The organism is Roseibium sediminicola (assembly GCF_023156505.1).
GTDB classification, from domain to species: Bacteria; Pseudomonadota; Alphaproteobacteria; order Rhizobiales; family Stappiaceae; genus Roseibium; species Roseibium sediminicola.
This window is the reverse complement of the sequence record NZ_JALNMJ010000026.1, coordinates 12,857-26,363: the sequence shown is the minus strand read 5'-3', so window position 1 is coordinate 26,363 and position 13,507 is coordinate 12,857. Positions and strand designations below refer to the sequence as shown.

Here is a 13,507-nt window from a genome sequence, read left to right as displayed (position 1 = left end):
AAGCGCCCCGGAGTGTTTCCCGGGGCGCTGAAACTTTCGAAAACCATCGCAGCCTTACTGCTGCGCCGCCATCGCCTTTTGAAGGTTCTCGTCGATCTTGTCGAGGAAACCGGTGGTGGTCAGCCAGCCCTGGTCCGGGCCGACCAGCAGAGCCAGATCCTTGGTCATGTAGCCGGATTCCACCGTCTTGATGCAGACGCCTTCCAGCGTCTTGGCAAAGCTCGCCAGCTGATCGTTGCCGTCGAGCTTGGCCCGGTGGGCCAGGCCTCTTGTCCAGGCAAAGATCGAGGCGATCGAGTTGGTCGAGGTGCTTTCGCCCGCCTGGTGCTGGCGGTAGTGGCGGGTCACGGTGCCGTGGGCCGCTTCCGCTTCCACCGTCTTGCCGTCCGGTGTCATCAGCACGGAGGTCATCAGGCCGAGCGAGCCGAAGCCCTGGGCGACCGTGTCGGACTGGACGTCGCCATCATAGTTCTTGCAGGCCCAGACATAGCCGCCGGACCATTTCAGGGCGGAGGCGACCATGTCGTCGATCAGCCGGTGCTCGTACCAGATGCCGGCCTCGGCATATTGGTCCTTGAACTCGGCCTCGAAGATCTCCTGGAAGATGTCCTTGAAGCGGCCGTCATAGGCTTTCAGGATGGTGTTCTTGGTGGAGAGGTAACAGGGCACCTTGCGCTGCAGGGCATAGTTCAATGAGGCCCGGGCGAAGTCGCGGATACTGTCGTCGAGATTGTACATGGCCATGGCGACGCCGGCGGACGGGGCGTCGTAGACTTCCTTCTCGATCACTTCGCCATCCTCGCCGGTAAAGGTGATGGTCAGCTTGCCCTTGCCCGAAAAGCGGAAGTCGGTGGCACGGTACTGGTCGCCGAAGGCGTGGCGGCCGACAATGATCGGCTGGGTCCAGCCCGGCACCAGGCGCGGCACGTTCTGCATGATGATCGGCTCGCGGAAGATCACACCGCCGAGAATGTTGCGGATCGTGCCGTTCGGCGAGCGGTACATGCGCTTCAGACCGAATTCCTCGACCCGGGCCTCGTCCGGGGTAATGGTGGCGCATTTGATGCCGACGCCATGTTCCTTGATCGCGTTGGCCGCGTCGACCGTGATCTGGTCGTCGGTCTCGTCGCGCTTCTGGATCGACAGATCGTAATAGTGCAGGTCGATGTCGAGATAGGGATGGATCAGCTTGTCCTTGATGAAGGCCCAGATGATGCGGGTCATCTCGTCGCCGTCGAGTTCAACGACGGGATTGTCGACTTTGATCTTTGCCATGGAAACGCGGCCTCGCGGTGTTATGAAAACGGGATCGGGCGAAGGGAAGTCACGGGACAGAGTTGTACCGGATTTCTATTGTGTGCGCTTGTATACAATCTTGCGGAGCAGGGCAAGGGCGCAAAGTCAGACAATTTCGATTAGTCCGGCAGGCTCTCCAGATGCGCCCGGATCTCCTCCGCATGGGGCGCGACGATATCCGCCACCGTCACCTTCCGGAGCTCCGCCTCGAATGTTGCCCGCGCCGCGTTAAGCGCGTGTGACGTTGCCGCGTTGGCAGCCCGTTCCAGCAGACAATCCGGCGCGTCGCCCGACTGGCCGACGGCAAAAAGCTGCGGCGAGCCGAGGGCGGCATAGACTTCGGCAAGGGTGATCTCGGAGAGCGGCTTTTCCAGCACCCAGCCGCCGCCATGGCCCTTTGTGGCGCCGACGAAGCCGGCTTCCCGGAGTCCCGCCATGGTGCGGCGGACGAGGGACGGGTTGGTGTTCAGCATCCCGCCGATCTGGTCGGAGGTGACCGGTTTGTCGATCTGCTCAAGATGCAGCAGAACATGAAGCACACGGGGCAGACGGCTGTCGGCGCGCATGGGCGTCTCCTTCTTTAGACCGCTCTTCAATTCAGAGCGGATCGAACGTCAAGTCTGGCCGCACTCCGCGCAGAACCCTTGGTCGAAGGCAATCGCATGTCGCCTGCAGAGTCGTCAAACCCAAATGCATGGCCGTATTTCCCGGTGTCACCCCGGCCAAGCGCAGCGCGAGCCGGGGCCTGCTCGCAAAGCCGCTTGTCGTAGCACATAGCGCTTCTTTGGGTTCCTTTGCCCAGAGGCTCTGGAAACGAGTGGGCCCCGGGTCTCGCCTCGCTCGCCCGGGGTGACACCGGAATTGTGCAGCGCGTATTTCTCATTCGGATTGCCCCATATTGGTGCGGGACGGAGTGCTCCGCGCGCGCTCCAATCCAACTGGTGCTCGAACCGCGCAAGAGCGGACGCCACGCGCCAAGTGGGCAGGCAGTGGCGAGAACATTAGCAAGCCAGAAATGCTATGACAAATAAAGATACATGAGATTGACGTGTCGAGATTCGTAACTTAAAAAGTCACAAGAATATCAGTCTCAATCTCTGGAGCCTTCAAATGTCAATTGCACGCGCTGGCGCGGCCGGAGAGGCCGGCAACCGGTGGGCGGCGCTGGCCGCGCTTTATCTGGCCATGTTCATGAGCATCCTCGACATCTCGGTGGTCAATCTGGCCCTGCCTGCGATCCGGGCGGATCTTGGCGCCAACGACACCGAGCTGGAATGGGTGCTGGTCATCTATGTGCTGGCTTTCGCGGCCGGGTTGCTGCCCTTCGGCCGGTTCGGTGATGTGCTGGGGCGCGGCCGCCTGTTCTGCTGGGGTGTTGCCGGCTTTACCTTGAGTTCGCTCGCCTGCGGCCTGGCGCCGGATATCCCGACGCTGATCGCCAGCCGCGGCGTGCAGGGGCTCAGCGCGGCGATGATGGTGCCGCAGGTGCTGGCGATTGTGCATGTGATCTTTTCCGAGGAAGAAAAGGGCCGGGCGATTGGCCTCTTCGGCTCCGTCAGCGCGCTTGGGGCTGTGGCCGGGCCGCTGGTCGGCGGGGTGCTGGTCTCCGCCGATCTCTTTGGCCTGGGGTGGCGGCCGATCTTCCTGATCAATCTGCCGATCGGGCTTGTTTCCGTGCTCGGCGCACTGCGGTACCTGCCGGTGCTCAAGGGCGACACGCGCCAGGCCCCGGACTGGGTGGGGACTTTTCTGTTCGCGCTTGCTGTTCTTGCTCTGGTGTTTCCGCTGGTGGAAGGCCGGCAATTCGGCTGGCCGCTCTGGTGTTTCGTGTTGATCGGACTGAGTGCGGGTCTGGCTGTGGTGTTTCATGGCCTGCAAAAACGAAATGTCCGGCGGGGCCGGACGCAGCTGTTGCCGGTGACCCTGACCCGGGATCCCGTTTTCGTTGCGGGCGTGCTGTTCATCGCGGTCTTCTTTTCCGCCATGGCCGGCCTGTTTTTCATGATGGCGATCTTTCTGCAATCCGGGCTGGGTCTGACACCGCTCACCGCCGGGCTGACACTGGCCCCGCATCCCATCGGCGTCATTCTGGCCTCGACGCTCTCGGGCCGCTTCGGCACACGCCGGCTGGCGGAACGGATTGTCCTGAGCACGTTTCTCGTCCTCGGGGCGCTGGTGGCAGTCTGGCTGTTGATCTCCTCCGGCTGGGCACCCTGGGCTTTGCTGTTGCCGCTCCTGTGTCTCGGGCTCGGTGTCGGCACCGGCATTCCGGCGCTGTTCCAGCTGGTTCTGTCGCGGGTCGCAGGTGTTGACGCCGGTGCCGGCTCGGGCGTGCTCCAGGCCTTCCAGCAAATCGGCATGGCGTTTGGCATTGCCGTCCAGGGACAGATCTTCTTTCAGGTGCTGGGGAACGGAGCAGGTGAGGCAGCCTATCGGCAGGCAGCGCAGGCAACACTGGTCTATCCGGCCGGCGTGCTGGCCGGCCTGTTCGCCCTGGCCGTTGTCCGGTGGGCTTGGCCAAGCATTTGGCACGGTTAAACCACATCAAAACCGTCATCCTGAGGAGGGCCGGAGGCCCGTCTCGAAGGATCGGCCACGTGTCTTGAGACAAGCAGCCGCTCCTTCGAGACGCGCGCCAAGACGCTCTTCAGGATGATGTTGAGTTTGTAGCCACCACCCGCCCAAAGTTTGCCGGGGATCTCTCCCATTGGGAGAGAGGTAGTGGCGCCAAAGGGGCATGCTGTCGCCCCAAAATCGAGGATCTCAGGCGCTCTAAAACGCGAAAGTCTCCGGTCTCAGCCGTACGATCACCCGGACCACGGCCTGCGGGTTGCGGCGGTCGTCTTCCGGGTCGTGGTAGGTGAGAACGATGCTCGCACCCGGCGCGTCGAAGCGCATGTCAGGGTTCTCCAGCCCGGTACTCTGCTGCTGATGCAGGTCAAGCGCGGTGATGCCGAAGAGTTCGGCACATTCCACGACCGTGGTGCGCGGGTTTTCGAAGGTGCCCCGGCTGAGCGCCTGATAGCCCTGGGCCAGCAGGGTGGTGGTGGTCGGCACGGAGCCCTTGGACGGATGGGCGGAGCGGAGCGGCATGGCGTGTTTGGTTATCCCGGTCGGAACCTGCAGCAGACGTCGGATGGTAAACCGGACCTCCTCCAGCGGGCAATTCACCGTGTGCGGATAACAGTCGTGGTAATAGGCATTGACCAGCGACGCGCGCAGGTTCTGTTCGCTCAACCAGCTGGCGCCCATGCCGGAATAATGCCGGGTGCCGAGCATGTCCTTGCCCATATACATGGCATTGAGCCCCTGCCAGAAGCCGTCCGGCGCCCATTCCAGATAGTCGTCCTTGTTCTTGAAATACATGTAGTCGCCCGGGATCGGCGGATCCTGCAGGGAGGCTTTTTCGGCCATGAAGTCGGTGGCGGGATTGTCCGTCCAGGGACCGACCAGCATGGTGCCGAACTGGCCGGCAATCTGGCTGAAACGGTCTGGTCCAAGGCCGTTCAGAAGTCCCCAGAAGACGGTCAGCTGAAACGCCCCGGCGCATTCGCCGCGAAATGGCAGCGTGTGGCCTTCCTCGGGTTTGATGGCGGCAAGACTGTCCGCGCCGGTGACCTGTTGCCACTCGGCGTCGGTGCCGCCCGGCGTGATAAATTCCCAGTACTCGGAGACCCGGCTATCGCCGGTGGTGCCGAGCCTTGGCTCGGGACCGACTGTCGGATCGTAATAGTCGCAATCGTAGACGCCGGAAGTCAGCGCAGTCATGGAGGCGATGGCGCCGATGCGGAAGAGCAGGTTCTCCCAGAAATGCTGCAGCGAGGGGAAGCTGATCGCCTGGCTCGCGGCCACGGAGGCGATCATGATTTCGTCCGCCAGGCCTCCCCGGATGACGTCCTCCTGGTCCTTGCCGGCCAGATCGACCAGGTCCTTCTTCAATTGCTCAATGTCGCGGATCAGCGCGCCTCCGATCAGGAGACCGCGCTCCAAAAGCGCTTCGTTTGCCATGTTGCCCCATCAAAAACTGTCGGACGCCGCGCAGATCTGCGAGCACCGGACGACCAAAACTCACCCAAAGGGTGTTCTGGTAAAATATACAGCTATTGATTTATATTTCGTGACCGGCGGGCGCGAGGCGGCGGCAGTAGTCAGCCGCCCGCCTTCGAAGTTCTGGCAAGATGCAGCCGGCTTCCGGTTTGCCGGGCTTGGCGTTCCGCTTTGGCGAGAAGCTGCCGCACCAGCGGATGTGTGTCCGGCCGGGTCATGCCGGCTGCCCGGGCGGTCAGGCGGTAGAGTTCGGCGTCGAAATAGCGTTCGCCGGAGCGCAGCGTGAACCGGCGGACGTTTGTCAGCATCTCAAGAACCGTCTGCGGGTCGCCGTCCACAAGGCGGGCTTCGGCAATCCAGGCTTCCGCATAGGGGCGCGCCAGCACCGCACCGGTCGCAAGATAGGCCTTGAGTCCCGCTTCCATGAGACGCAGCCCGGATTTATCGCCGGGGACAGAGCGCGCCCGGCCTAGGTTGATTTCGGCCTGGGCCAATTGCTGGGCGAAACCTTCCTGGCGGCTCAGGTCCATGGCCGTGAGTGCATGGCGTTCGGCTTCGGCGCGATCATCGGCGAAGTTGAAGGCCGTTGCCATGAAGCAGCTGGAAAACGCCCGGCAAAAGGCGTGATCGGACAGGAGGGATGCCGTTTCGAGCGACAGGCAATTGTCGCGAAGCGCGTCGGGCCGGTCCAGAAGCGCATAGCACCAGCTCAAGTAGGATCGGGCGAGGATGCCGAGATCCAGGCTGTATCGGGTGACCATTTCCTCGAAATCGGCCGTGGACGACGCCTCGACCGCGGCCAGCATCGATGTTTCGGCGTCTTCCAGCGCGCCGGTATAAAAGGCGCCGACGCCGGACATGTAGTGACCGGCGGTCACCTCGATCGGGTCCTGGCGGATCATGGCGTGGCGCAGGAAATCGTCGCTGAGCTGTTTGGCAAAGCCGACCTCGGCCTTGACCATATGGGCGCCCCACAATCCCCAGAGCATCTGCAGCACTTCCGCCGACCCGGTCTCGATCGAGCTCAGTGACCTGGCTTTGCAGTAAACCTCGCGCACCTCATTCGACGCAAAGCCGTGTTTGGCGATCAGCTGCGGACCGAGCAGCAACAGAAAGCGGCTGACAGTGCGTTCCCGTTCAGCGGTGTCGTCGATTTCCTGGGCGAGCTCGAGAGCCTTGCCGAAATAGCGCCCCGCATCCCGGTGGGCGGCCACCCGGACCGCATCCATGCCGGCAAGCTCGAGATAGTCCAGTGCCGTGGTGACGTCGCCGCCGCGCTCGAAATGCCGGGCGATCACTTCGACGGCGACGGGGGGATAGCGGTCGGGCGTTTGCGTCAAGGCGTCCGCGATGGCCCGGTGGCAGCTTTTGCGCTTGTGCGGGGCGAGCGACTGATAGGCCAGTTCCTGGACAAGACTGTGCTTGAACTCGAACAGACCTTCCTCGAAAGCACCTTTCCGGTAGATCAGGTTGGCGCGTTGCAGGGTCATCAAATGGTCTTTCAGCCGGTTGGCGGGCTTGCCGGTGATGTCCTGCAACAGCGGCGCCACGAACTCCCTGCCGATCACCGCTGCCTGCAACAGCAGATCCCGGGCCTTGCCCAGATGGGACAGCCTGGCGGCGAGTGTTTCACGCAAAGAGGCAGGCACGCGCGCTGAGGCGGCCACGGCGGGATCGGTGCCGCCGTCCTCGGCCGCATTGTTCATCAGCTCTTCCAGGAACAGCGGAATGCCGTCGGAGCGCTGCACAATTTGTTCGAAATGGGCATCGCTCATGGTCTCGGGGCGCAGCAGGCCTGCCAGTTTGCGGGTCTGGTCTTCGCGCAGCTGGCCGACGCGGCAGGTCAGTTTCACGGCGCCGGTCAGATCGACTGCTGTCTTGCCCGGACGTCTGCTGACAAGGGTCATCAGGCGGCTTTTGCCAAGCTTTTGCTGGAGCAGGCAGACGGATTCCAGTGTGCTGATATCCATCCAATGGGCATCTTCATAGACCAGCAGAACCGGGTGGATCGCCGCCAGCCTTTCGAGGCAGGCTACAAGCGTTTCGTTCGGCGCATCAACGTCTTTGTTGAGCTGGAGAGGTGTGCTGTCCAGGCCGCCACCCTTCAGGATCGCACTTAAGTTGGCCCGGTGCCGGCGGGTGTCCAGCCCCAGGTCGTCCAGCAATTGCTGGATCACGGTGGCAAGCAACGTAGGGCTTTGAAGGCCCTTCAGGCCGAGAAACGTATAGAGCCCCTGTGCGATCGGATAGAAGGGGGTGCGTCGGTGATGTACCGAGCCGTAAAAGCTCAACACAAGGGGATGATCGGCCTGTGTCTCCTTCATGAGGGCCCGGATCAGGCTCGATTTGCCGATGCCGGGCTCACCGACAAGCATGATCGTCTGAGGCGTGCCCTGTTTGGCCGCCTCCCAGCAGATCCGGAGTGTGCCCAGTTCATTGCTGCGTCCGGTAAAGGGTGGGGGCGCACGGTCCGCCTCATGGCTGTCATTGCGCGCCATCGGCGACACCGCCGGGGAGACTTCGAAGACCGTCTCCGTGCCGTTCTGCAATTGGACCTTCCGGGCCATGAAGTCGCTGCGAAACAGCGCATGGGTTTCCGGTGAGATCAGCAGCACACCTTGCGGTGCCTCGCTTTCCAGCCGTTTCGCCTGGTCAGTCGCGGTGCCGGTGATTTCAAAGGGGGCCGTGTTGGGGCCCTGGTCAAGAACGATGGTGCCGTCACCGCTGGCGACACCGCAACGCAGCCGAACCGGATGGCCGAACCCGTCGCGTCCAAAGGTGCGGAGCACCTTCTGCGCCGCAAGCACGGCGCGTTCCGCGTCCAGTTCATGCAAGGTGGGGACGCCGAAGACCAGGATCCTCGGTCCGCCGGTCTGGTGCACCAGTTTGCCGCCGAATTCCGACGCCGCCACAGCGCAGGCCGTTCCAAGGCGGCCGGACAGGAAAGAGAGTTCCTCGGCGGACAGCTGCTCGCGCAAACCGTCAGGATCATCGAACCCGATGACCGCGACCGTGAGCGCGGCATGGAAGCCGGCAGCCGACAGCCCGGGGTCGGCTGCCACGCCGTCTGCACCCTCGGCATGGCCTTTTTCAATAACTGTCAAAGTGGTCGGAGAAGAAGTCGTCACCGCCCGCGTTTTGCCCCAATTTCACCGGTCTGCGGTTGCCGGTTCTCATGTATTATCAATTTTAAGTTGTTTTTCTTCTAATACAAACCAATTTTCTTGCCAACCCGTTCACCCGGCAGCCCCTCCGGTTGGATCGGATCGATGCATGCTCCATGCTGACCATGTTAAGTGTGACTTAGCAAGTGAATTTAGGCGCGAACAGTATGCAATCTGCGAAGACCTTGTGAGAAGGAACGGCAGTGGTCTTTCCTCGCTTCGACGCTGCGGGATTCGACGTTGCTGTGAGATTTCTCCTTGGGAAAAAGGACTAGTCTCGAAATTTTATTTCCACATTTTGAAAAACTTTACGCAATGTACCCGGTTTCTACTTTAGAGTTTAGTATTTGTTGAGGGCGGCCGGAAACACTGAGGTTTGGGCCCGCCTTGCGCTGGTCCGGTAACTGAGAGGATCCGCGGGAGCTGCTTTCGTGCTGCAAATCATTCGTTTCTGGTCCCATGAAATTTTCAAACGTGTTTTTGTGCGTGCCACTCTTTACGGCGTCTTCGGGCTGCTGGCTTTTTCTCTCGTGTTGATTGGCATCGACTACTACACGCAAATGGACAAGATCGGCGAAAGGCTGGCGCGGACCGCGCATGACAAGGCGCTGTTCATCACCAACACAGCAGCCCGCGATATCGAATCCAAGAACTACGGAGAGCTGGAGCGGGTTTTGAATGCGGTTGCCGGCGACCGCTATATCATCGCGGCAAAGGTCTATACCCGCTTCGGTCAGGAATTCGCCAGCGACTTCACCTCCGCGTCGCCGTCCAGCGAGACCGGTTTCAACGAGGAAGCTCTCAATGCGGCCCAACTTGGTCAGTCGCAATTCCGGGAAACGGCCAACACACTGGAATATGTGTTGCCGGCCTTCCGGGGCGGCGAGGCGGTCGGCAGCGTGCTTGTACGCATTTCCAAGCACGAGATGGCGGGCATTCTGCGCGAGAAGATCTCCCAGGTGGCGGTGGTGTTTGGAATGCTGTTGCTGGCCTTTGTGCCGGTGCTGGCGCTGATGATGTATCGGGCCACGTCAGGCGTCAGCCGGGTGACCCTGGCCGCCAACGAGGCCGCCGCCGGCTATCTGGACTGCAAGATGCCGACAGATGCACCCGGTGAGGTCGGGGAATTGCAGACCGCGTTTCGCGACATGATGGTGAATCTGCGCCAGAACATCGTGAAGATCGAGCAACTGGCCTATACCGACCGCATCTCCGGCCTGCCCAATCGGGCGAAGCTCGACAATTCGGCTCTGACGCAGATCGACTTGCGGCCCAACAGTGCTGGCAGCGTGCTTTATATCGGTCTGGACCGGTTCAAGCTGATCAATGATCTGCATGGCCATGCGGTTGGTGATCAGCTGCTGGGTCAGATCTCGAAGCGGCTCGCCCAGCTGGTCGAACAAATGGCCGGGCCCTTGACCTCCAAATCACCCTGTGTTGCCCGTTTCTCAGGCGATGAATTTGTGGTGCTGCTTCCTGGGCTCACCGATGCGGCCGCGCTGGAGCGCCTGTCGGATGCCGTGGTCGACCGTCTCGGCGGCGCCCATCGCATCGGCAACCTGTCCCTGTCGGTGACGGTGAGTGTGGGGGTGGCCTGCTGGCCGGAACATGGCAAGACTTCGGAGGCCGTGCTGCGCAACGCCAATATGGCCATGTATGAGGCCAAGGCGGAGGGGCGTGCCCAGTCGGTGACCTATAATGACAAGATCCGCGAGCGCATGACCGAGCGCGAACAGATCCGCCACCGGCTGGAAGGCGCGCTCACGAACAGGTCACTGTCGGTGCATTACCAACCCAAGGTAGACCTTGCGACCGGCAAGATCGCCGGCTCCGAAGCGCTGCTGCGCTGGACAGATGACGAATTGGGCTCGGTGCCGCCTTACAAATTCATCCCGGTCGCGGAAGAAAGCGGCATGATCGGACCGATTGGCGAATTCGTTCTGGAAACAGCGTTGCGCGATATGAAAGCCATCAATAACAGAGGGACGGATGTCTCTGTGGCCGTCAACGTCGCGCCGGTCCAGCTTCAGTCTCCCGATTTCTGCGGTCGCACGCTGGGCATCATCAAGGAGAGTGGCTTTGCCACCGACCGTCTGGAGTTGGAGGTGACGGAATCCAGTCTGGTCGACTATTCGCAGACGCTGCTCGATCAGATCATGCCGATCAAGAAAGAGGGGGTGAAATTCGCCATAGACGACTTCGGTACCGGCTATTCCTCGCTGCACAGTCTGGCCAGCATGCCGTTCGACACACTCAAGATCGACCGCTCTTTCATCATGGGTATCGACAATTCAGAGGACCGGCGCACCATCGTGGAGCTGATTCTGATGCTCGCACGCCAACTCAACCTGAACACGGTGTCAGAGGGTGTCGAAACGCAGTTGCAGATGGACTACATCAATCTGTGGGGTGGTACGCTGGGGCAGGGCTATCTGTGGAGCCCCGCGGTGCCATTCAACGATTTCTCGAAGATGGTGTTCGAAGAGGCCGCCGGCCTGCCTGAGCAGAGCCGGTCGGCGGCGTCCTGAACCCGACATGCTCTAATTCGATTGTACGCTCAGCAAGCCGTCGAAGAGGGCCTCCTTGGCTTGCGAAGACAGGCAATCGACGGTCATTGCGGCCGTGAAAGCCTGCTGGTCCTCCGAGGAGACCTTTTCCGTTGCCATCAGCTGCAGGATCTCGTTGCCGAGGGTCAGCAGGGCCGGGCGCACGTCCTCGACAAGGTCGGGCACGTCGGTTGGCCTTGCGGCGCCATCGTTCCAGCGGCCGATCCAGCAGGTCTGAATTTCCTTGGCCGCGTTGATCTGGGCCTGGAAAAAGCCGGTGACGCTGTCGCCCGCCAGGCCGACTTGGCCGGCCTTGGTGCGGGCGGCATCCAAAACCACCTTTTCCCGCTCCAGGTCTTCAACGGGCCGGTTGTTGTCGACTTTCCAGGCGGCGACAGCCTGCATGTAGGACAGGCGTTTGTCGATGGCGTCGAACAGGTCGGAGGGTTCGGCATGTAGGCCTGTCGGGACCGCTATCAAGAACAATGCGGTCAGCGTCGATTTCAGGGTGCGATTTTTCATGCGCGCACCGTTTCACGGCGTGCTGGCCGTTGCAAGGGCGAATGATACGACTGCTGGTAGGGTCTATTTCTTTTCCACCGAACGGCTGATTTCCGTGATCACGCCGAAGGCAACCGCAGCCATGATCTTGAGAAGGCCGCTGTCGATCGCCTGTTCGCGCGTCATGTTGCCGAGAAAGAGGCCGGGGCTCGGTTCGGAAATGACGCCAAGGCCGACGCCGATCGCGAGCGCCACTTGCATACAGCCAAGGAAAAACACCACCCCGGCGATAAACGTTCCCAATTTCGTAAAGGGCATTGCGAAGTCTCTCGATGTCACCTGTATTCTATTGAAGTTACCCTTCGTTATGCATAGATCAAGTATAAATCTCAAATACCCTAAATATGGAAAAGTTTAATCAAAACAAATTCCATTTTTCATTTATTTCAACTTGCGGCATCAGCTTGTATTGCAGGGAGAGGCTGACTCAACACCATGATTTTCTGCGCGGTGCGAGCGGCCGTCTGTGGTTCAGGCGAGATGACCGGGCAGGTCCGCGACACTGTCAAGAACAATGTGGGCGAGCGGTTCCAGGTCGTCACGATCGCTGGTGCCTGTCAGAACGCCGACCCTGAGGCCGGCACCGGCGGCACGGGCCATTTCCAGGTCGTGGGTGTTGTCGCCGATGACGCAGATCTCCGACGGCGGGAAGCCGGTCGCCTGGGAAAAACCGTGCACCATGCCCGGTTCGGGCTTGGGGCCGAAACCGGTGTCGTAACCGGTGACAAAGCTCATGCGATCGGTGAGCCCGGCGCCGGCCAGAAAGGCGCGGATCGCCGCTTCGCTGTCGCTGCTGGCAACACCGAGTGTGTAACCATTGCCGTGGAGATTCAGAATCGCCTCGCATATGCCGGGCAGGGCCGCGGCATCGTGCATCCGGCCGACAAAAATCCGGTCCAGTTCCGCTGTCAGGGTGGCGTGATCGAAGTTGGCTCCGAGAGCGATCCAGGCTTCGGCGATTTCGGCGGAATTGCCCGCGGCCAGCAGTGAGCCTGCGGCCGAGGCACCGGTGGCCAGATTCATGCCGGTTTCCGACAGAAAGAGATCTGCCTTGGTCTGGTCGCCAGCAGCGGCATAAAGCGCTGTGGTGCGATAGGCGGGTGTCCAGGTGGCATCAAAATCGAGCAGGGTGCCGTCCTTGTCGAAGAGCACGGCTTTGATTGTGGCGGTCATGACGGCTTACGACGGCTCCTCGCGGGATTTCAGATTGTTGCGCAGGTCTTCCAGGGACGATTTCAGTTCGGTGAAGGCTTTCATGGACAGGCCGGAGGCGTCGGCGACACATTGCGGTATGTGCCGCGCCTGTTTCTCCAGGGCCTTGCCCCCGGCGGTCAGGCTGACCTTGACGACCCGCTGATCTTCAAGGTCCCGGACCCGGGACACCAGATCCATTGCCTCCAGGCGTTTGATCAAGGGGGTGACCGTGTTGTATTCGAGGCTGAGCGCGTCGCCGATCTCCTTGACCGCGCGCACGTCCCGCCGCCAAAGCAGCGTCATCACCAGGTATTGCGGATAGGTCAGGCCCAGGTCATCGAGCAGAGACCGGTAAAGCTGGTTGAACGCGAGATTGGCCTCATAGACTGCGAAGCACAGAAAATCGTCCAGGTCCTCGTGATGGCCTGTTGCGGTGTTGGCGCCAGGAGCTGACTTGCCCGGCCTGTCCGTAGGGTTCGACATGATCCGTTCCTAATCTTCCTTTTTTTCGCTGGCAAGCGTTGACAGGAGTGACGCTCGTATCCAAATAACTCGTACACGATTAAATCGTGAACGATGTAAATGGAGATCATCCGATGGAACACAAGAGTGATGGGCTGTCTGTCAGCCGCCGCCAGACGTTGATTGGCGGGGGACTTGCCGGCCTCGGATTGATGGTCGCCTCGACCTTCGGGACGA

10 protein-coding genes are annotated in these 13,507 nt (G+C 61.1%); 2 read left to right on the top strand and 8 right to left on the bottom strand.

Going from position 1 to position 13,507, the window contains the following annotated elements; genetic code table 11:
* Positions 1 to 54: 54 nt before the first annotated feature.
* Both M0H32_RS25225 and M0H32_RS25220 read right to left on the bottom strand, forming a co-directional pair.
* On the bottom strand, positions 55 to 1,275 hold the full coding sequence (locus M0H32_RS25225; RefSeq protein WP_248159046.1) for an NADP-dependent isocitrate dehydrogenase: 1,221 nt from the start codon (positions 1,273 to 1,275) through the stop codon (positions 55 to 57).
* 140 nt (positions 1,276 to 1,415) lie between these two features.
* Positions 1,416 to 1,862 carry an Rrf2 family transcriptional regulator gene (locus M0H32_RS25220; RefSeq protein ID WP_248159043.1) on the bottom strand — a complete coding sequence of 149 codons (447 nt, stop codon included), beginning with the start codon at positions 1,860 to 1,862 and terminating at the stop codon, positions 1,416 to 1,418.
* 544 nt (positions 1,863 to 2,406) lie between these two features.
* On the opposite strand from M0H32_RS25220, the gene M0H32_RS25215 reads away from it, so the two are divergent.
* Positions 2,407 to 3,834 (top strand): MFS transporter, encoded by a 1,428-nt coding sequence (locus tag M0H32_RS25215; protein ID WP_248159041.1) that lies wholly within the window; start codon positions 2,407 to 2,409, stop codon positions 3,832 to 3,834.
* A gap of 234 nt (positions 3,835 to 4,068) precedes the next feature.
* Here M0H32_RS25215 and M0H32_RS25210 read toward each other — a convergent pair whose 3' ends face one another.
* On the bottom strand, positions 4,069 to 5,304 hold the full coding sequence (locus M0H32_RS25210) for a hypothetical protein (RefSeq protein ID WP_248159039.1): 1,236 nt from the start codon (positions 5,302 to 5,304) through the stop codon (positions 4,069 to 4,071).
* Between the two features lie 140 nt (positions 5,305 to 5,444).
* Positions 5,445 to 8,405: an ATP-binding protein gene (locus M0H32_RS25205; RefSeq protein WP_248159037.1), complete on the bottom strand. Its 2,961-nt coding sequence runs from the start codon at positions 8,403 to 8,405 to the stop codon at positions 5,445 to 5,447.
* Positions 8,406 to 8,938: 533 nt separating this feature from the next.
* On the opposite strand from M0H32_RS25205, the gene M0H32_RS25200 reads away from it, so the two are divergent.
* Positions 8,939 to 11,035, top strand: a complete 2,097-nt coding sequence (locus tag M0H32_RS25200) for a putative bifunctional diguanylate cyclase/phosphodiesterase (RefSeq protein WP_248159036.1) — start codon at positions 8,939 to 8,941, stop codon at positions 11,033 to 11,035.
* 12 nt (positions 11,036 to 11,047) lie between these two features.
* Here M0H32_RS25200 and aroQ read toward each other — a convergent pair whose 3' ends face one another.
* The 4 genes from aroQ to M0H32_RS25180 form a co-directional block, all read right to left on the bottom strand.
* The gene (gene aroQ, locus M0H32_RS25195; RefSeq protein WP_248159034.1) at positions 11,048 to 11,575 is read right to left on the bottom strand and encodes a gamma subclass chorismate mutase AroQ; all 528 of its coding nucleotides are present in this window, start codon (positions 11,573 to 11,575) and stop codon (positions 11,048 to 11,050) included.
* Positions 11,576 to 11,638: 63 nt separating this feature from the next.
* A complete protein-coding gene (locus tag M0H32_RS25190) occupies positions 11,639 to 11,872 on the bottom strand; it encodes a hypothetical protein (RefSeq protein ID WP_248159031.1) in 234 nt (77 codons plus the stop codon).
* A 213-nt stretch (positions 11,873 to 12,085) separates the two neighbouring features.
* Complete coding sequence (locus M0H32_RS25185; protein WP_248159029.1) at positions 12,086 to 12,787, bottom strand: HAD family hydrolase; 702 nt, start codon at positions 12,785 to 12,787, stop codon at positions 12,086 to 12,088.
* A gap of 6 nt (positions 12,788 to 12,793) precedes the next feature.
* Positions 12,794 to 13,291 (bottom strand): MarR family winged helix-turn-helix transcriptional regulator, encoded by a 498-nt coding sequence (locus M0H32_RS25180; RefSeq protein WP_248159026.1) that lies wholly within the window; start codon positions 13,289 to 13,291, stop codon positions 12,794 to 12,796.
* Positions 13,292 to 13,507: the final 216 nt, after the last annotated feature.

Excerpts from the sequence above, each read along its gene's own strand:
- M0H32_RS25180 (WP_248159026.1), bottom strand. The coding sequence starts at position 13,291 with ATGTCGAACCCTACGGACAGGCCGGGCAAGTCAGCTCCTGGCGCCAAC.
- M0H32_RS25215 (WP_248159041.1), top strand. The coding sequence starts at position 2,407 with ATGTCAATTGCACGCGCTGGCGCGGCCGGAGAGGCCGGCAACCGGTGG.
- M0H32_RS25185 (WP_248159029.1), bottom strand. The coding sequence starts at position 12,787 with ATGACCGCCACAATCAAAGCCGTGCTCTTCGACAAGGACGGCACCCTG.
- M0H32_RS25220 (WP_248159043.1), bottom strand. The coding sequence starts at position 1,862 with ATGCGCGCCGACAGCCGTCTGCCCCGTGTGCTTCATGTTCTGCTGCAT.
- M0H32_RS25225 (WP_248159046.1), bottom strand. The coding sequence starts at position 1,275 with ATGGCAAAGATCAAAGTCGACAATCCCGTCGTTGAACTCGACGGCGAC.
- aroQ (WP_248159034.1), bottom strand. The coding sequence starts at position 11,575 with ATGAAAAATCGCACCCTGAAATCGACGCTGACCGCATTGTTCTTGATA.
- M0H32_RS25210 (WP_248159039.1), bottom strand. The coding sequence starts at position 5,304 with ATGGCAAACGAAGCGCTTTTGGAGCGCGGTCTCCTGATCGGAGGCGCG.
- M0H32_RS25190 (WP_248159031.1), bottom strand. The coding sequence starts at position 11,872 with ATGCCCTTTACGAAATTGGGAACGTTTATCGCCGGGGTGGTGTTTTTC.